This is a genomic window from Paraburkholderia tropica, assembly GCF_914484835.1.
Lineage (GTDB): Bacteria > Pseudomonadota > Gammaproteobacteria > Burkholderiales > Burkholderiaceae > Paraburkholderia > Paraburkholderia tropica_A.
Genome location: NZ_CAJZAR010000034.1, coordinates 18,005 through 34,211, shown reverse-complemented (window position 1 = coordinate 34,211; position 16,207 = coordinate 18,005). Strand labels below are relative to the sequence as shown.

Below are 16,207 nucleotides of genomic sequence, written 5' to 3'. Positions count from 1 at the left end.
TAAGCAATTGTGAGTGAAGCCGTTACCTCGGCGCACGCGATGCCGGATGCAGCCTATGCCGACGCCGATGCCGATGCCGATATCGATCGCGCCGGCATCGCGGCGCACGCCGTCACGCGCCGCCGTGCGCCGCGCGCGCTGTTTCTCGCCGCCGCGCTCGGGCCGCTGCTGGTCCTGCTGCCGCTCGCGCTGACGTTCTGGCGCGCGCTGTCGTTCGGGTTCGCCGATGCGGCGGACCTGATCTTCCGTCCGCTCGTCGGCGAACTGCTGATCAACACGCTCAGTATCACCGTGAGCGCGACGCTGGCGTCGGCCGTGCTCGGCACCGCTGTCGCGTGGTTCGTCGAGCGCACCGATCTGCCGGGGCGACGCGCATTCGCGCTCCTCGCCGCCGCGCCGCTCGCCATGCCCGCGTTCGTCACGAGCTATGCGTGGGTGTCGTTGAGCCTCGATTTGCAGGACTTTCTCGGCGCGTTCATCGTCATCACGACCGCGTATTTTCCGCTCGTCTATCTGCCGGTGGCCGCTGCCTTGCGCGGGCTCGATCCCGCGCTCGAAGAATGCGCACGCGCACTCGGCTGCAACCGCTGGGCGATTTTCGTGCGCGTGGTGCTGCCGCAATTGCGCCCTGCCCTGCTCGGTTCGATGCTGCTCGTCGCGCTGGGCGTGCTATCCGAATTCGGCGCGTTCACGCTGCTGCGCTTTCGCACCTTCACGACCGAGATCTATGCCGAATACCGCACGAGTTTCGACGGCGGCGGTGCGTCGCTGCTCGCTTGCGTGCTGATCCTGCTGTGTCTCGTCTGTCTCGTGTTCGAGTTTCGCGTGCGCGGACGCGCGCGTTACGAACGCGTCGATCGCGGCACGCGTCGCGCGGCCGCCCGTCTCGCGCTGGGCCGCTGGCGCTGGCCGGTTACGCTCGCGTTCGTCGCGCTCAACGTGGGCACGCTCGGCGTGCCGCTCGCGATGATCGGCTACTGGCTCACGCAACCGGGCGCCGCCGCGATCACGCCCGCCGACGTGTCGCCCGAACTGCTGTTCACCACCACGCTCGCTTCGCTGCGGCTCGGCCTGCTGGCCGCCGTGTTCACGACGCTGCTCGCGCTGCCGCTCGCGTATCTGCTCGCGCGTTATCCGGGCCGCGCGGCGACCTTTCTCGAACGCACCGCGTTCATCGCGCAAGGCGTGCCGGGGCTCGTCATCGCGCTCGCGATCGTGTCGCTCGCCGTGCGCGCGCTCGAACCGCTCTATCAGAGCACCACGCTGCTGATCGTCGTCTACGCGATCCTGTTCCTGCCGCTCGCGCTCGTGAGCGTGCGCGCGGCGCTGTTGCAGGCGCAGCAGCGTCTCGAAGAGACGGCGCGCGCGCTCGGCCTCGGCTGGTTCGCCACGCTGCGGCGCGTGGTGCTGCCGCTCGCGGGACCGGGGCTCGGCGCAGCGGCGTCGATGGTCTTCATCTCGGTCGTCACCGAACTGAACGCGACGCTGCTGCTCGCGCCCATCGGCACGCACACGCTCGCCACCCAGGTCTGGTCCGATACCTCGACGCTCGCGTTCGCCGCCGCCGCGCCCTATGCCGCGCTGCTCACGGCGCTCTCGCTCGCGGCCTCGGGCCTGCTGTTCGCGTTCGCTGGCAAATCGGCGCTCGCGGCGCAGGCTGGCTCGCCCTCTTCACCCGATTCCTCGCGCTCATGAGCACACTACGCATTGCCGGTGTTTCCAAGGCCTTCGACGGTCATCCCGTGCTGCACGACGTTCATCTCACGGTGAAGTCCGGCTCGCTGCTCGCGCTGCTCGGCCCCTCGGGCAGCGGCAAGACCACGCTGCTGCGCCTGCTATGCGGTTTCGAGCGCGCCGACGCGGGCAGCATCGAGATCGGCGGACGGCGTGTGGCGGACGATGCGCTGCATCTGCCCGCGGAGCAGCGCCAGATCGGTTACGTGCCGCAGGAAGGCGCGCTGTTTCCGCATCTCTCGGTGGCGGACAACATCGTGTTCGGCCTGCCGCGCGCGCAGCGGCGCACGCGGCATCGCGTGTCGGAACTGCTCGAACTAGTCGGTCTTCCGGAGTCCTGTGCAAATCGCGCGCCGCAGCAGCTATCGGGCGGACAGCAGCAGCGCGTGGCGCTGGCCCGCGCACTCGCGCCCGCGCCGGGTCTCGTGATGCTCGACGAACCGTTTTCGTCGCTCGATGCGGCGTTGCGCGTGGAAACCCGCGCCGCCGTGGCGCGCGCGCTCGCAGCCGCGGGCGCCACGGCCGTGCTGGTCACGCACGATCAGGCGGAAGCGCTCTCGCTCGGTCATGAAGTCGCCGTGCTGCTGCATGGCCGGGTCGTGCAAACGGCCGCACCGCAGACGCTGTACCGTCGGCCCGTGACGCGCGAGCTCGCGGCCTTCGTCGGCGAAGCGGTGTTGCTGCCGGGGCGGGTCAGCGCAGGATTCGCGCATTGCGCGCTCGGCGCGTTGCCGCTCGCGGACGGCACACAGGCCACACTCGGCAACGTCGATGGCAACGTCGATGGCGACGTCGACGTGATGCTGCGCCCCGAACAGATCGACGTCCTGCCGCACGATGCGATCCGCCCCGGCGCACTCGACGCGCGCGTGCGCGACGTCACGTTCCAGGGCCAGGATGCCGCGCTCACGCTGGAACTCCAGCTCGATCCGGCTCAAGCGTCCACGCCGATTCGCGCGCGCGTGCCGGGCTTTCGCACTCCGCAGCCCGGCGAACGCGTGCGCGTGGCGGTGGGCGGCGAAGTCAGCGTCTATCCGCGCTGACGACGCACCGAAAGATCCTGAACCATCTGTTCTACGAAGTAATCGCAGGTGGCCCGGTTCGACTTCACGCTGCGCGCGACCACGATATCGAGCGGCTCGATCGTCGGCAGGCCGTGCGCCTCGCCGAGCACCTCGAAACGCGCGGGCACGCTGCACCGCGTGAGCGCCACCACGGCGATGCCCGCCTCCACCGTCGCCATCAATCCCGTGAGACTCGCGCTCGTGAACGCCGCGCGATAGCGGATGCGCGCCGCGTCGAGCGCCGCCACCGTATGCGCGCGCGCCACGCTGCCGTGCTCGTAAAGCCCGACCGGTAGCGGCGTCATCGCGAGCGGCGCCGGATCGTCGGGCAAACCCACCCAGACCATATCTTCACTGCGCACGAATTCCCCGCGAATCTGCTTGTCGCGCGTGACGAAGGCGACGTCGATCTTGTTGTCCGCCAGCATCGGCCCGAGCGCCACGCTCTGTGCGCAGACGATCTCGATCTCCACATGCGGATAGAGCGTCGAAAAGCGCCGCAACACCGGCGAGAGCAGCGCCGCCATGTAGTCGTCGGGCGCGCCGAGCACCACGCGCCCCGTCACCTCGGGCCGCACCAGCGCCGACCACGCCTCCTCCTGCAAATCGAGCGCGCGCCGCGCATATTCGAGCAGCGTGCTGCCGGGCCGCGTGAGCGCGAGATTGCGCGTGTCGCGCGTAAACAGCGTGGTGCCGAGCATCTGTTCGAGCCGCTTGATCTGCATGCTCACGGCCGCCTGCGAGCGATGCACGGTCACGGCGGCCTTCGTGAAACTGCCCGCGTCCGCGACGGCCACGAAGCTGCGCAAGAGATCGAGATCGAACTCGGGATTCATGATTCATCAGCCAGATTGATGGAATTGTTCAATTTAATTCGTTTGCCGACACCCTGCAACTCACGAATACTGAAACGGTTTTCAACCTGCTTTCGCTTTTAAGCGTTTCCTGCCGATGTCGTCCACGCAATCCGATCTCCATAACGGCCGCCAGGGCGTCGCCATGCTCGCGGGCGGCGGCCTGCTGATGGGCACCATCGGCGTGTTCGTCGAAGAGGCGCATCTGGGCGCGCTCACGCTCGTGTTCTTCCGCTGCCTGTTCGGCATGCTCGCGCTCGCCGCGTATTGCGCGTGGAAAGGCTGGCTCACGCCGCGTCAGCTCGCGCGGCAATTCACGCGCCGCACGTTCGCGCTCGCCTTTATCTCGGGCGTGCTGATGGTCACGCAATGGGTGGGCTTTTTCGATTCGATCCATCGCACCAGCATCGCGGTCGCGACAGTCGTGTTCCATGTGCAGCCGTTCTGGGTCGTGCTGATCGGCGCGGCGATCTTTCACGAGCGCCTCGGCGCGGACCGGCTCGGCTGGATCGCGATTGCGTTCGTGGGCCTCGTGCTCGCCTCGGGCGTGCTCGCGGAAAGCCATGTGGCCGATCATCCGCGTTATCTGATTGGTCTCGCTGAAGCGCTCGGCGGATCGGTGCTGTATGCGAGCGTCACGCTGATCGCGAAGAGTCTGCGCGAGCTGCGCCCGCATCTGTTCACGCTGACGCAATGCGCGGTGGGCGCGCTGTGTCTGCCGCTGATTGCACCCTTCGTCGCGCCGCTCGAACTCACGCACATTTCGGCGACGCAATGGGGCTGGCTCGTGGGCATGGGCGTGCTGCACACGGGGCTCTCGTACGTGCTGATCTACGGCGCGCTGCCGAAGCTCACGACACCCGTGATCGCCGTGCTGCTGTTCGTGTATCCGCTCACCGCGATCGCCGTCGATGCGATCGTCTACGGCCGCGCGCTGAGCGTGCCGCAACTCGCGGGCATGGTGCTGATCGTGACGGCGAGCCTCGGCGTCAATCTGGGCTGGCGCATGTTTCCGCCGAGGCTCGCGTTCAAGCGGCGTTGATCGATACCTGATGGGCCGTCAGCCCGGCAACACTTCGCCCTTCGTTTCCGGCGCGAACGGAATGATCAGCAGCCCGACCACGAACGCGATGGCCGTGAGCGCAACCGGCACGCCCAGCGTGTGCATGCGCAGCACCGCCGCGCCGAGCATGAAGTTCACGCCCGCGCCCACGAAGCGTCCGAACGAGGTGCAGAACGCGAACGCCGTGGCGCGCACGCGGGTGCCGAACTGCTCGGGCAGCCACAGGCTGAACAGCGCGAAATTGCCGCCGAAAAAGCCCAGCACGAACAGAATGGCGATGAACGGCACGAGCCCGTTTTCGAGGTAATACGCCCAGCCGAAGCTCGCCGCAATCGTCACCGCCATGCCGCCGAAATAAATCGCCAGCGTCCATTTTCGGCCGATGCGTTCGGCCATCGGCGGCAGCGCGAGACAGCCCAGAATCGTGCCGATCGAGAGAATGCCCGTGGCGATCGACGCCGTGCGGATTGCCTCGGCCTTGCTCGCGCCCGCCCTGGTGGCAAGCTGGATCACCGCCGACGGCTCATACACCGCGCCCGCCCACAAGCCGATGATCGCAATCGTCAGCAACGCGCACGCGACCACGGTACGTCGGCGATAACCGGCGCTGAAAATCTCGCGCAGCGGATGGCCGTGATGCACGTGGCTCGCCTCCGACTTCTGCCACTTGTCCGGCTCCTGCACGCGCGTGAGCACGAGAATGGCGACCACCACCGGAACCGCGCCCATCAGGAACATTGCGCGCCAGCCGTAGTGCACGCCGACCGTGTAGTTCAGCGCGGCCGCGATGAAGAAGCCCGCGTAATAGCCCGTCTGCAGATAGCCCGCGCCCATCTTGCGCCGATCCTCGGGCCACGATTCGGCCACGTAGGTGCCCGCGAGCGCCCATTCGCCGCCGATGCCCACGCCCGCGAGAAAGCGGTAGATGCCGAGCGCCCACACGCTTTGCGCGGTGGCCGACAAGCCCGTGAAGATCGCAAACATGAAGATGGTGCCGGCGAGCACGCGCGTGCGGCCGAAGCGGTCCGCCATCGGCCCCCAGATGAACGACAGCCCCCAGCCGACCAGAAACAGCGCGAACAGGATCGAGCCAGCGAGACCGATATTCGGCGCGGTCGCGGCATAGCCCGAGCGCGGCAGCAGTTCGGTGAGCGCGGGCGTGAGCACGAGCGCGTAGATGAACGAGTCCATGCCGTCGAGCGTCCAACCGGCCCAGGCGCCCCAGAAACCGGCGATCTGCGAGCGGTTCAGCGGCGTCTTGTGAGCACGCCGGGCGGGCTCGGTAATCGAATTCATGATGCTCCTCTCTCCTGTGATGCCGCGCGCCCTGAATGCGGATTGAAAGCGCGGCGCGGAACGCGAACCGGACTGTTGCCGGCTACCTTCAAGAACTCCCTGTAAGCCCCCGATTCCTGCTTTCCCCGTCTATGCTGTATTGCTCGTTTTGCGGGTTTGCGAGGCTTTCGCCCTTGTCGTTTTATATATAATATTTGATCTCATGAGCGACGCAACGAATGGTTTTCCCCTGGAAGGCAGCGCGACGGAGGTGTCGGCAAGCGGATTGCCGACGCTCGCGGCGCCGCGCACCAGCACTTCGCGCATGATCGCGGACGCCCTGCGCACCGCCATCGTCGAAGGCACGCTCGCGCCCGACGCGCCGCTGCGCCAGGACGCGATCGCGCGGCATTTTTCGGTCAGTGCAATTCCCGTACGCGAGGCGCTGCGCCAGCTCGCGAGCGAAGGCTGGGCGCGCATCGAAGTGAACAAGGGCGCGAGCGTCGCGTCCCTGTCGCGCGACGAGGCCCGCGAGATCTACGAGATCCGCTCGGCGCTCGAAAGCCTCGCGCTCGGTCTCGCCATTCCCAATCACACGGCCGCCTCGCTGCGCGAAGTGAGCGCGCTGGCCGCCGCCGCGAAGCGCGAGCGCGATCCGTCGCTGTATGTGGCGCGCAACGAGGACTTCCATATGAGCCTCTACGCGCCCGCTGGCCGCCCGCAACTGATGGACATGCTCATCACGCTGCATCGGCGTGGCGAGCGTTATCTGCGGCTCAAATTCGGCTTTCCCGCCTACAAGGGCGAGTCCGACGCCGAACACGCCGAAATCCTCGCCGCCGTGAAGCGCCGCGACGTGAGCGCCGCGCAGGCGCTCGTGGCCGCGCATTTGCTCGGCACCGGCGAATTGATCTACCGATTTTTGACCGATCGCGCCGCGGCGCAGCCAGCCGCGAAGAAAACGCGCGCCGCGTCGGCCGCCTCTCCCGCATCCTCCCGTTCACGGAGCCGAACTCCCGATGAAGCCTCAAGCTGAAACCTCCGCCTCGTCCGCTCACGCCAGCCAGGCGCCGCGCTCGTGGACCACGCGCCGCGACGAGAAAGCGCGCCGCCTCGCCGCCGTTTCGGGCTGGCTCGAAGACGGCGTGCTGCCCGCCTCGCGCATGACCGACGCGCTCGAACTGCTGATCCGTCCCGGCGACCGCGTCGCGCTCGAAGGCGACAACCAGAAGCAGGCCGACTTTCTCTCGCGCTCGCTCGCGAAGGCCGATCCCGCGAAGCTCAACAACATTCATCTGCTGATTTCGAGCATCAGCCGCCCCGATCATCTCGCGCTGTTCGAGCGCGGCATCGCGCATCGCGTGGATTTCGCGTTCGCGGGACCGCAGAGCCTGCGCGTGGCGCAATTGCTCGAAGACGGCCAGCTCGAAGTGGGCGCGATCCACACCTATGTGGAGCTGTACGCGCGCATGTTCGTCGATCTGATTCCGCAGGTCGCGCTGCTCTGCGCGGAAAAGGCCGACCGTCACGGCAATCTCTACACCGGCCCGAACACCGAAGACACGCCCACGATTGCCGAAGCCGCCGCGTTCAGCCAGGGCATCGTGATCGTTCAGGTCAACGAAATTGTCGATGAACTGCCGCGCGTCGATATTCCCGGCTCGTGGGTGGACGTGGTCGTGCAAGCCGACCGGCCCTTCGCGGTCGAGCCGCTGTTTACGCGCGACCCGCGCCATATCGGCGACCTGCAGGTGCTCACGGCGATGATGGTCATCAAGGGCATCTACGCGCCCTATGGCATCACCGCGCTCAATCACGGCATCGGTTTCGACACGGCCGCCATCGAACTGCTGCTGCCCACGTATGGCGAACAGCTCGGCCTCAAGGGCAAGATCTGCCGCAACTGGACGCTCAATCCGCATCCCACGCTGATCCCCGCGATCGAATCGGGCTGGGTGGACAGCGTGCATTGCTTCGGCAGCGAAGTGGGCATGGAGGCGTATATCGCCGCGCGCCCCGACGTGTTCTTCACCGGCAGCGACGGCAGCCTGCGCTCGAACCGCGTGCTGTGCCAGCTCGCGGGGCAATACGCGGTCGATCTCTTCATCGGCTCCACGCTGCAGATCGACGCCGATGCGAATTCGTCGACGGTCACGCGCGGACGTCTCGCCGGTTTCGGCGGCGCGCCGAACATGGGCCACGATCCGCGCGGCCGGCGTCATGCGAGCGAAGCGTGGCTCAAGCTGCTCAAGGACACGGGCCCGGTTTCGCGCGGCCACAAACTCGTGGTGCAGCTCGCGGAAACGTGGAAGAAAGGCGGCGAGCCGACCTTCGTCGACGAACTCGATGCCATCGCCGTGGGCGAAAAGAGCGGCATGCCGGTCGCGCCCGTGATGATCTACGGCGACGACGTCAGCCACGTGGTCACCGAGGAAGGCATCGCGCATCTGCATCGCGCGGAAGGTATCGAGGAGCGGCGCGCGTCGCTCGCGGCCGTCGCGGGCGTGACGCCGATCGGCCTGCGCGCGAAGCCGGAAAAAACCGAGGAATTGCGCCGCCGCGGCATCGTGCAGTTCCCCGAGGATCTCGGCATCCGTCGCGGCGACGCCAAGCGCTCGCTGCTCGCCGCGCGCAGCATCGACGATCTGGTGACGTGGTCGGGCGGTCTCTACACGCCGCCCGCGCGCTTCCGCAGCTGGTGAGCGCGATGCGCACGCTATCGAATTTGTCACCGGCGTTTCATGCGCCGCTCGCTGAAGGCGCGCCCTATTCGACCTCCGACGCGACCTCCGACGCGGCCTCCGACGCGGCACACGAAGCCGCGCTGCGTCCCGACGCGCAACTCGCCCGCTTCGCGCGCGACGCGCTGATCGAAGAAGCGCGGCTCACGCCGAAGCCCGCGCTCGTCGACGCGCGCGGCAGCGGCGCGCACGTCGATCTCGATCTCGCGACCATGCTGCGGTCCGCGCATGCGCTCGAACCGACTTTCGCCGCGCTCGCGCGCGCCTCGTACGGCGCACGGCCCGGCACGGCGCTACGCACGGACCTCGCGCGCATCGGTCGCGCAGGCGAAGCCGCGATGATGCGCGCGACCGCCGGCAGCAACGCGCATCGCGGCGCGATCTGGATCGTGGGCCTGCTGGTCGCGGGCGCGGCCATCGTGCACACGCCCGGCGCCGACGACAGTGCGTATGCACACGCGACACGCATCGGCGAAACGGCGGCGCACATCGCGCGCTTCGACGATCTGCTCGCGCAGCCCGCACGCAGCAACGGCGAACGCGTGCGCGAGCGCTACAACGTGGGCGGCGCGCGCAGCGAAGCGCAAAACGGCTTCCCGCACGTGCTACGCGTGGGCCTGCCCGCGCTGCACGACGCCCGCGCGCGCGGCGACGACGAAGCCGCCGCGCGCGTCGACGCCCTGCTCGCTATCATGGCCTCGCTCGACGACACCTGCGTGCTCCATCGTGCAGGCCTCGCCGGACGCGAAGCCGCACAAGCGGGCGCGCAGCGCGTGCGCGACGCGGGCGGCATCGCCACACGCGCGGGCCGCCAGGCGTTCGACGCGCTCGAACGCGCGCTGCTCGCACTCAACGCATCGCCAGGCGGCGCGGCCGATCTGCTCGCCGCGACGATCTTTATCGACAGACTGGTTCAGCACCGCATCGGCGGGAGGACGGTTTCATGGAACAACTGACATTCGACTATCCGGCGCAGCGCGCCGTGACCACGCGCGCGCATGTGGGCGTGGTGGGCTCGGGCGATCTCGAAGTGCTGCTGCAGCCCGCCGCTGAGATGCAGGCGCGCGTGGTCGTGCACACGAGCGTGGATGGCTATAGCCATATCTGGAAAAGCGTGCTCGACCGCTTTTTCACGCGCTACGACGGCGCGGCGCTCATCGAGATCAACGACTTCGGCGCGACGCCCGGCGTCGTGGCGCTGCGGCTCGCGGAAGCCGTCGAGGCCGCACAGGACGATGCACCGAACGGCGCGCAAGGAGAAAACTCGTGAGCATGGCTAATCAATCCGCGCTGCTGCGCGACAGCTTCATCGAGCTGAGCGCGCGCGAACGCGCTGCCGCCGTGCTCGACCCCGGCACGTTCCGCGAGCTGCTCGGACCGTTCGACCGCATCGAATCGCCGTGGCTGCCGCTGCAAGGCATCGTCTGCCAAGCCGACGACGGCGCGGTGATCGCGCGCGGCACCATCGACGGCCAGCCCGCCGTGGTGGCCGCGATCGAATCGGCGTTCCAGGGCGGCAGCATCGGCGAAGTCTCGGGCAGCAAGATCGCGGCGGCGCTCGAACTCGCGCTCGCCGACTGCGAGCGCGGCAAGATCGTGCGCCCCGTCGTGCTGTTCGAAACCGGCGGCGTGCGCCTCCAGGAAGCGAACCTCGGCCTCGCCGTGATCGCCGAGATCCAGTCGGCCATCGTCGCGCTGCGGCGTCACGTGCCGGTCGTCGGCGTGATCGCGGGCATGGTGGGCTGCTTCGGCGGCATGTCGCTCGCGGCGGGCCTGTGCTCGTATCTCGTGATGACGAAGCAAGGCCGCCTCGGCATGAACGGCCCCGAAGTGATCGAGCAGGAAGCGGGCATCGACGAACTCGACGCGAGCGATCGCCGCCGCGTGTGGCAACTGATCGGCGGCGAACAGCGCGCGCGGACCGGCTTTGCGGACGCGCTCGTGGAAGATGCCGTCGACGATGTACGCGACGCCGTGCGGGCCGCATTCGTCCAGGGCGTGCCGGCCGCGCATCGCACCGAGCAGGTCGAAGCGACGCTCGCGAAGCTCGCGCAGATAGATCCCGCCAGCGTGGAGCCCGAGACGATGCGCGCCACGTTCGGCCTCTCGCCCTTCAACGCCACGCGCACGCACGGAGAAACCGCATGAGCGAATCGACCTTGAATCGTGGCGCGCGCTGGCTGCGCGCACTTGCAGGCCAGCAGGCGGACCATTCGAACGGCGCGTGTGTGCAGTATGCCGACGCGCCGCTCGGCGGCGAGACCGCGCGCTTCATCACCGTCGCGCCCGATGCCGACAACCGCTTTCCGCGCGCGCGCGACAACGTGGTCGGCCTCGAACAAGGCTGGCGTCTCGCGCAAGCGGTGCGTGAAGCCATCGACGCGGACAAGGCGAACGGCACGCGCCGCCCGATCGTCGCCATTGTCGACGTGAAAAGCCAGGCTTATGGTTATCGCGAGGAAATGCTCGGCATTCATCTCGCCTGCGCGGCCGCCGTCGATGCCTATGCGAGCGCGCGGCAAGCCGGTCATCCCGTGGTCGCGCTGATCGTCGGCCCGGCGATGTCGGGCGCGTTCCTCGCGCACGGCTATCAGGCCAACCGCATCGTCGCGCTCGACGCGCCCGGCACGATGGTCCACGCGATGGGCAAGGAAGCGGCGGCGCGCGTCACGCGGCGCAGCGTCGAAGACCTCGACGCGCTCGGCGAAAAGATCGTGCCGATGTCGTATTCGATGACCTCGTTCGCGAAGCTCGGCCTGCTCGACGAACTGATTCACGACGTCGATGCCGACGCGCCCAGCGACACGCAGATTGCGCGCGTGCGCGACGTGCTCGCGCAAAAGGTCAAGGAAGCGCGCGGCGACACGAGCGGTCTCGCGCATCGTCTGCAAGGCGAGGCGGCGCAGCGCACGCGCGCGGCGTCGATCGAAGTGCGCAAGCGGCTTGCGCAACAGTGGGACGCGAACTGATGCGCGTCTGCGCCGCGCCGCCGTTCGCCGCCAGCGCGCCACGCGTGGGCGACGCGCGTTGGCGCGCGCATGATCTGCTGAAGCTCAAGCAGCTTCCCGAAGCCGACGACGAACCGGCGTGGGTGCGCGCGGCATTCGCGCGCGCGCCGTTCGCGGTCGTGCGGCGCGCCGAGGCGGCGGCGGGCTTTGTCGCGGCGGGCATGCGCGGCACGGCGCGCGCCGAGCGCTACGGCACATGGATCAATACTCAGGATATCGAACTATCGATTTCGCCCGAGGTCTTGCTCGACCGCGCGCCGTCGCCAGAGCGCGCCGCCCTGCCCGCGTTCGTCGCGCTCGCCGCATTGCGTGCGCATGAAGCGCTGAACGGCTATGTATGGGGACCGGCGGGCAGCGTCGGCTTCGAACTCGCCGCGCAGGTGCCGACGATCACCGCGTCGAGCGATCTCGATGTGCTGATTCGCGTGCCGCAACGCTGCGATTCCGCCAGCCTGCACGCGCTCGCGGATGCGCTCGCCACGGCGGCGCGTCTTGCCAGCACGCGTGTCGATGCGCAACTGGAAACGCCCGCGGGCGGCGTCGCGCTCGCCGAACTCATGATGGGCAAGGCCCGCGTGCTCGTGCGGGCAAGTGATGGCGCGCGGCTCGTTGCCGATCCGTGGCAAGCGCGATCATCGGAACCCTCGTCATGACGCTCGCCTGCCTGTTTCCCGGCCAGGGCGCGCAAAGCCCCGGCTTTCTGCATCGGCTGCCCGAACACGAGGTCGTGCGCGCAACGCTCGACGAAGCTTCGTCGGTGCTCGGCAGCGACGTGCTCGCGCTCGACAGCGCCGAGGCGCTGCAATCGACAGTCGCCGTGCAGATCGGGCTCACGGTTGCGGGCGTCGCGCAGGCGCGCGCGCTCGCTCAAGCGGGGCTGACGCCGCAATTCAGCGCGGGCCTGTCTGTGGGCGCCTATCCGGCCGCCGTGTGTTGCGGCGCGCTCGCGTTCGGCGACGCGCTGCGCATGGTGCGCAAGCGCGCCGAACTCATGGAAGCGGCCTGGCCTTCGGGCTATGGCCTTAGCGCGGTGTCCGGTCTGACCGAAACGCAAACCGAGCAACTCGCGCGCGCACTTGCCGAGGAAAGCGGCGAACGTGTCTACGTGGCGAACGTGAATGCGCCGCGCCAGATCGTCGTCGCGGGCGCGGACGCGGCGCTCGAAGCGTTCGCGGCCCGCGCGCTCGCGGCGGGCGCGCGCAAGGCGCAACGACTCGCGGTTTCCGTTCCTTCGCATTGCGAACTATTGAACGACGCGGCAGAAGCCCTCGTGGCGTGGTCGCGCGAGATTCCGTTCCGCACGCCCGAAGGCGTCTATATCGACAATCGCGGCGGCCGTCCGCTTTATAGCGGCGAAGCGATCCGCGCGGACCTCGCCACCAATATGCGCCACACGGTGCGCTGGTTCGATGCGCTCACGGTCATGATCGAGTCGGGCGCGACGGTGCTGGTCGAAGCGCCGCCCGGCCAGGTCCTCACCGATATCGCGCGCGAGCACTATCCCGACGTGGCTGCGCTCAGCGCCGCGAGCTTGCCGCTGGATCGGCTCGTCGCGACGGTGAAGCGTCGTCTGGGCGACGAATAGCGCTCCGCCGTCGACGCGCAATCACGCGTATAAAAATTTTATGCGCATAAAGTCGTATTCGATTTTTAGCGCCACAACGCACGGCGAGGCGGCGAATCGATGAAACTTCTTCGATTTCACTGCGATTTCCCGCGTATCACCCTACTTCTTGCGCAATTCCGGCATCACAACCCGAAACGTGAGATTCACGCGCTCGCCGCTCACGGACAGCTCTTTCGGCACGCGATGACGCCATTGCGCCTGCGTCTGGCCGCGCATCACGAGCAGGCTGCCGCTCGACAGGGGAAACGAGCGCGTCACGCCGCTCGCCGTGTGCCGCAGATCGAAGCGCCGCGTGGCGCCGAAGCTCAGCGAGGCGATCACCGGTTCGGGACCGAGTTCGGGTTCGTGGTCGGCGTGCCAGCCCATGCTGTCGCTGCCGCCGCGATAACGGTTGAGCAGCACGCTGTTGAATCGCACGCCGCATTGCGCGGTCACGGCGTCGCGCAGTTCGGCGACGGCCGCCGTCCACGGCTGCGGGACGTTGCGAATGCCCGAGTAGATGTAGACCGCGCCCGGATCGCCTTGCCAGGCGGTCAGGCGCGGCTGGTCGACCCAGCCGCCCGGCGTGCGGATGCGCTCCTGACGCCAGTCCGTTTCGGCGACGATGCGCGCGAGGTAATCGGCCGCCGCCGCGGGCGCGAGCCAGGCGGGATGCCAGTCGACATCGGGTTGGGGCGTATCGTCGAACAAGTCGAACAAGTCGAACATCGGATCGGAAACCGGCAGCGCGGGAAACGGAAGCAGGACGCGCAGTGTCGCATGACGCGGCGCGCCACGTCACACGACATCGGCCGGCTTGCCAGGCCTCAGACGAACAGCGCGAGATAAAACACCGCCGCGCCGATCAGCGCCCCGATGAAGCAAAAGCCCTCGGCCGGTTCCTCGGTCGTTCGCGAACGCAGCCACGCGCCCGCCACGCCGAAAAAGCCCGCGATGCCGAGCGCCACGAACACCATCACGACGTCGAATAGCGCGCTGCGCCCGATCTCGAGCATGTCGATATGCTTGAGCGCGAAATATAGCGCCACCGCCATGATCGAGAGGACGACGAGCGGCAGCATCACATGACTGCCCTCGCGCCCCACGTGGCGACCATGAAGCCCTTGCACGACTGGCCTGGTAATTTTCATGACCCGTCTCCCCCAGAGTGCCCGGAAAACGCGTGGGCCTCGATTCGAGCATAGTTCATCGACCGGTGCGATTCAATGAACGTTTAATAGCGCTGTGCAGCATGTGCGCCCCGCATGAAAATCTTGCGACTGCGCCGCGCGCCTGACAATCCAGGGTTATGCCGCACTGCGCAAGCGCCGCGGCGCTGCCGTTTACCACGCCCTTTTGAGCGCGCGGCACGATCCGTGCTGCGCCGGTAGAATGCATCGCAGCGCGCCCTGCACCACGGCGCGCAGGCGGATGCCGGGCGATTCGGTGGCTCGCCCTTGCGCCGATTCCTGCATCGCGGATTCGCGCGCCGATACGCCCGCGCTTCGATCTCGGTTTCGCCGTCCGCCTTGAACCTCGACGTTCGCATCACCGCTGATACGCGCCCGCCGCTCCCGACACCGTTTCAACTCCGTACCGACCGCGCCCGCCATGCCTCGACTCTCGTTCCTGGTCCGCTTCATCGCCATCGGCATTCTGCTGCACGCCTATGTCGGCTTTCGCCTGATTCCCGATCTGCCCATTCCCGCCGCCGTCAAATGGCTCGCGGTGCTGTGGCTCGTGCTCTCGGTGCTCGTGATTCCGCCCGGCATGCTCGCGCGTCGCTTCAAACGCCAGCCGCTCGGTGACCGGCTCGCGTGGATCGGCATGCTGTTCATGGGCTTTTTCTCGTCGCTGCTGATGCTGACGATCCTGCGCGATCTCGTGCTCGCCTCGCTGATGACCGTCGCCGCGATCTGGCCGGGCGCCGCCGATCTCGCGCACTGGCGCACAGGCAGCGCGGCAGCAGTCGTCGTGCTCGCGTTCGCCTCGACGGCCTTCGGCTTCTTCAACGCGCGGCGCCGCGCGCGCATCCGCAACGTCGAAGTGCCGATCCGCAATCTGCCCGCCGAACTCGACGGCTTCACGATCGTGCAGCTGAGCGACATCCACGTAGGGCCGACGATCAAGCACGGCTACGTCGAGCGCATCGTGCGCGCCGTGAACCAGCTCGAAGCCGATGTGGTGGCGATCACCGGCGACGTGGTCGACGGCAGCGTGCAGCATCTCGCCGATCACACCGCGCCGCTCGGACGGCTCGCCGCGCAGCACGGCGTCTATCTGGTGACCGGCAATCACGAGTACTACTCGGGCGCCGATGCGTGGGTGGCCGAGTTCCGCCGCATCGGCCTCACGGTGCTGATGAACCAGCACGTGGTGATCGAGCACGGCGGCGCGCGGCTCGTGCTCGCAGGCGTGACCGATTACACGGGCGGCCATTTCGATCCCGCGCACCGCAGCGATCCGCAAGGCGCACTGCGCGGCGCGCCCGACGACGTGAACACGCGCGTGCTGCTCGCGCATCAGCCGCGCAGCGCACACGCGGCCGCCGATGCGGGCTACACACTGCAACTGTCCGGCCATACGCACGGCGGGCAGATCTTTCCGTGGAATTTCCTCGTGCGGCTGCAACAGCCGTTCACGGCGGGGCTGGAAAAGCTCGGCAGCCTGTGGGTCTACACGAGCCGCGGCACCGGCTACTGGGGGCCGCCCAAGCGGCTCGGCGCGCCGTCGGAGATCACGCGCGTGCGGCTCGTGGGCGCGCGTTCGGCCTGAACATGGCCTTGCCTCCTGGCCTGACCCTGCGCTGAAACCGCCGCGCCGTGAACACACCGCACGGCGCGCGCGGGACAAGCCGGTATC

The 16,207-nt window shown here is 68.0% G+C and carries 16 protein-coding genes; 12 read left to right on the top strand and 4 right to left on the bottom strand.

Annotated features, from left to right (window positions below; genetic code table 11):
* Window positions 1-39 precede the first annotated feature (39 nt).
* Together LDO54_RS07110 and LDO54_RS07105 are read left to right on the top strand one after the other, a co-directional pair.
* Window positions 40-1,695, top strand: coding sequence for an ABC transporter permease (locus LDO54_RS07110; RefSeq protein WP_436975521.1), 1,656 nt, complete (start codon window positions 40-42; stop codon window positions 1,693-1,695).
* Window positions 1,692-2,777 carry an ABC transporter ATP-binding protein gene (locus LDO54_RS07105; RefSeq protein ID WP_224008566.1) on the top strand — a complete coding sequence of 362 codons (1,086 nt, stop codon included), beginning with the start codon at window positions 1,692-1,694 and terminating at the stop codon, window positions 2,775-2,777. Before LDO54_RS07110 ends, LDO54_RS07105 begins: the two co-directional genes overlap by 4 nt.
* On the opposite strand, the gene LDO54_RS07100 is transcribed toward LDO54_RS07105, so the two are convergent.
* Window positions 2,765-3,634: a LysR family transcriptional regulator gene (locus tag LDO54_RS07100; RefSeq protein ID WP_224008563.1), complete on the bottom strand. Its 870-nt coding sequence runs from the start codon at window positions 3,632-3,634 to the stop codon at window positions 2,765-2,767. The genes LDO54_RS07105 and LDO54_RS07100 overlap by 13 nt on opposite strands.
* 115 nt (window positions 3,635-3,749) lie before the next feature.
* On the opposite strand from LDO54_RS07100, the gene LDO54_RS07095 reads away from it, so the two are divergent.
* Entirely contained in the window at window positions 3,750-4,694 is a 945-nt protein-coding gene (locus tag LDO54_RS07095; protein ID WP_224008560.1) for a DMT family transporter, read from the top strand.
* Between the two features lie 18 nt (window positions 4,695-4,712).
* On the opposite strand, the gene LDO54_RS07090 is transcribed toward LDO54_RS07095, so the two are convergent.
* Window positions 4,713-6,011, bottom strand: coding sequence for an MFS transporter (locus tag LDO54_RS07090; protein WP_224008557.1), 1,299 nt, complete (start codon window positions 6,009-6,011; stop codon window positions 4,713-4,715).
* 202 nt (window positions 6,012-6,213) lie between these two features.
* Between LDO54_RS07090 and LDO54_RS07085 the strand changes: the two genes are divergently transcribed.
* Genes LDO54_RS07085 through mdcH form a run of 8 tightly spaced genes read left to right on the top strand, consistent with a single transcriptional unit; the run spans window position 6,214 to window position 13,324 of the window.
* Window positions 6,214-7,026, top strand: a complete 813-nt coding sequence (locus LDO54_RS07085; RefSeq protein ID WP_224008604.1) for a GntR family transcriptional regulator — start codon at window positions 6,214-6,216, stop codon at window positions 7,024-7,026.
* Window positions 7,010-8,692, top strand: coding sequence for a malonate decarboxylase subunit alpha (gene mdcA / locus LDO54_RS07080; protein ID WP_224008555.1), 1,683 nt, complete (start codon window positions 7,010-7,012; stop codon window positions 8,690-8,692). Before LDO54_RS07085 ends, mdcA begins: the two co-directional genes overlap by 17 nt.
* Before the next feature lie 5 nt (window positions 8,693-8,697).
* Window positions 8,698-9,687 carry a triphosphoribosyl-dephospho-CoA synthase gene (locus LDO54_RS07075; RefSeq protein WP_224008553.1) on the top strand — a complete coding sequence of 330 codons (990 nt, stop codon included), beginning with the start codon at window positions 8,698-8,700 and terminating at the stop codon, window positions 9,685-9,687.
* Complete coding sequence (locus LDO54_RS07070; RefSeq protein WP_224008550.1) at window positions 9,675-10,001, top strand: malonate decarboxylase subunit delta; 327 nt, start codon at window positions 9,675-9,677, stop codon at window positions 9,999-10,001. Before LDO54_RS07075 ends, LDO54_RS07070 begins: the two co-directional genes overlap by 13 nt.
* Window positions 10,002-10,003: 2 nt before the next feature.
* Window positions 10,004-10,879 (top strand): biotin-independent malonate decarboxylase subunit beta, encoded by an 876-nt coding sequence (locus LDO54_RS07065; protein WP_224008547.1) that lies wholly within the window; start codon window positions 10,004-10,006, stop codon window positions 10,877-10,879.
* Complete coding sequence (gene mdcE, locus LDO54_RS07060) at window positions 10,876-11,700, top strand: biotin-independent malonate decarboxylase subunit gamma (RefSeq protein ID WP_224008544.1); 825 nt, start codon at window positions 10,876-10,878, stop codon at window positions 11,698-11,700. The genes LDO54_RS07065 and mdcE overlap by 4 nt, the downstream gene beginning before the upstream one ends.
* Complete coding sequence (locus LDO54_RS07055; protein ID WP_224008541.1) at window positions 11,700-12,392, top strand: malonate decarboxylase holo-ACP synthase; 693 nt, start codon at window positions 11,700-11,702, stop codon at window positions 12,390-12,392. The genes mdcE and LDO54_RS07055 overlap by 1 nt, the downstream gene beginning before the upstream one ends.
* Window positions 12,389-13,324, top strand: a complete 936-nt coding sequence (gene mdcH / locus LDO54_RS07050; RefSeq protein WP_224008538.1) for a malonate decarboxylase subunit epsilon — start codon at window positions 12,389-12,391, stop codon at window positions 13,322-13,324. Before LDO54_RS07055 ends, mdcH begins: the two co-directional genes overlap by 4 nt.
* A 141-nt stretch (window positions 13,325-13,465) precedes the next feature.
* Here the strand turns inward: mdcH and LDO54_RS07045 are convergent, their stop codons facing one another.
* A complete protein-coding gene (locus LDO54_RS07045; protein ID WP_224008602.1) occupies window positions 13,466-14,065 on the bottom strand; it encodes an alpha-ketoglutarate-dependent dioxygenase AlkB family protein in 600 nt (199 codons plus the stop codon).
* Window positions 14,066-14,172: 107 nt separating this feature from the next.
* Window positions 14,173-14,496, bottom strand: a complete 324-nt coding sequence (locus tag LDO54_RS07040; protein WP_224008535.1) for a hypothetical protein — start codon at window positions 14,494-14,496, stop codon at window positions 14,173-14,175.
* 460 nt (window positions 14,497-14,956) lie between these two features.
* On the opposite strand from LDO54_RS07040, the gene LDO54_RS07035 reads away from it, so the two are divergent.
* The gene (locus LDO54_RS07035; RefSeq protein ID WP_224008531.1) at window positions 14,957-16,120 is read left to right on the top strand and encodes a metallophosphoesterase; all 1,164 of its coding nucleotides are present in this window, start codon (window positions 14,957-14,959) and stop codon (window positions 16,118-16,120) included.
* The last annotated feature ends 87 nt before the right edge of the window (window positions 16,121-16,207 follow it).

What these genes read in the sequence shown, in the direction of transcription:
- LDO54_RS07110 (WP_436975521.1), top strand. Translation starts at nt 40, where the DNA reads ATGCCGGATGCAGCCTATGCCGACGCCGATGCCGATGCCGATATCGAT.
- LDO54_RS07105 (WP_224008566.1), top strand. Translation starts at nt 1,692, where the DNA reads ATGAGCACACTACGCATTGCCGGTGTTTCCAAGGCCTTCGACGGTCAT.
- LDO54_RS07100 (WP_224008563.1), bottom strand. Translation starts at nt 3,634, where the DNA reads ATGAATCCCGAGTTCGATCTCGATCTCTTGCGCAGCTTCGTGGCCGTC.
- LDO54_RS07095 (WP_224008560.1), top strand. Translation starts at nt 3,750, where the DNA reads ATGTCGTCCACGCAATCCGATCTCCATAACGGCCGCCAGGGCGTCGCC.
- LDO54_RS07090 (WP_224008557.1), bottom strand. Translation starts at nt 6,011, where the DNA reads ATGAATTCGATTACCGAGCCCGCCCGGCGTGCTCACAAGACGCCGCTG.
- LDO54_RS07085 (WP_224008604.1), top strand. Translation starts at nt 6,214, where the DNA reads ATGAGCGACGCAACGAATGGTTTTCCCCTGGAAGGCAGCGCGACGGAG.
- mdcA (WP_224008555.1), top strand. Translation starts at nt 7,010, where the DNA reads ATGAAGCCTCAAGCTGAAACCTCCGCCTCGTCCGCTCACGCCAGCCAG.
- LDO54_RS07075 (WP_224008553.1), top strand. Translation starts at nt 8,698, where the DNA reads ATGCGCACGCTATCGAATTTGTCACCGGCGTTTCATGCGCCGCTCGCT.
- LDO54_RS07070 (WP_224008550.1), top strand. Translation starts at nt 9,675, where the DNA reads ATGGAACAACTGACATTCGACTATCCGGCGCAGCGCGCCGTGACCACG.
- LDO54_RS07065 (WP_224008547.1), top strand. Translation starts at nt 10,004, where the DNA reads ATGGCTAATCAATCCGCGCTGCTGCGCGACAGCTTCATCGAGCTGAGC.
- mdcE (WP_224008544.1), top strand. Translation starts at nt 10,876, where the DNA reads ATGAGCGAATCGACCTTGAATCGTGGCGCGCGCTGGCTGCGCGCACTT.
- LDO54_RS07055 (WP_224008541.1), top strand. Translation starts at nt 11,700, where the DNA reads ATGCGCGTCTGCGCCGCGCCGCCGTTCGCCGCCAGCGCGCCACGCGTG.
- mdcH (WP_224008538.1), top strand. Translation starts at nt 12,389, where the DNA reads ATGACGCTCGCCTGCCTGTTTCCCGGCCAGGGCGCGCAAAGCCCCGGC.
- LDO54_RS07040 (WP_224008535.1), bottom strand. Translation starts at nt 14,496, where the DNA reads ATGAAAATTACCAGGCCAGTCGTGCAAGGGCTTCATGGTCGCCACGTG.
- LDO54_RS07035 (WP_224008531.1), top strand. Translation starts at nt 14,957, where the DNA reads ATGCCTCGACTCTCGTTCCTGGTCCGCTTCATCGCCATCGGCATTCTG.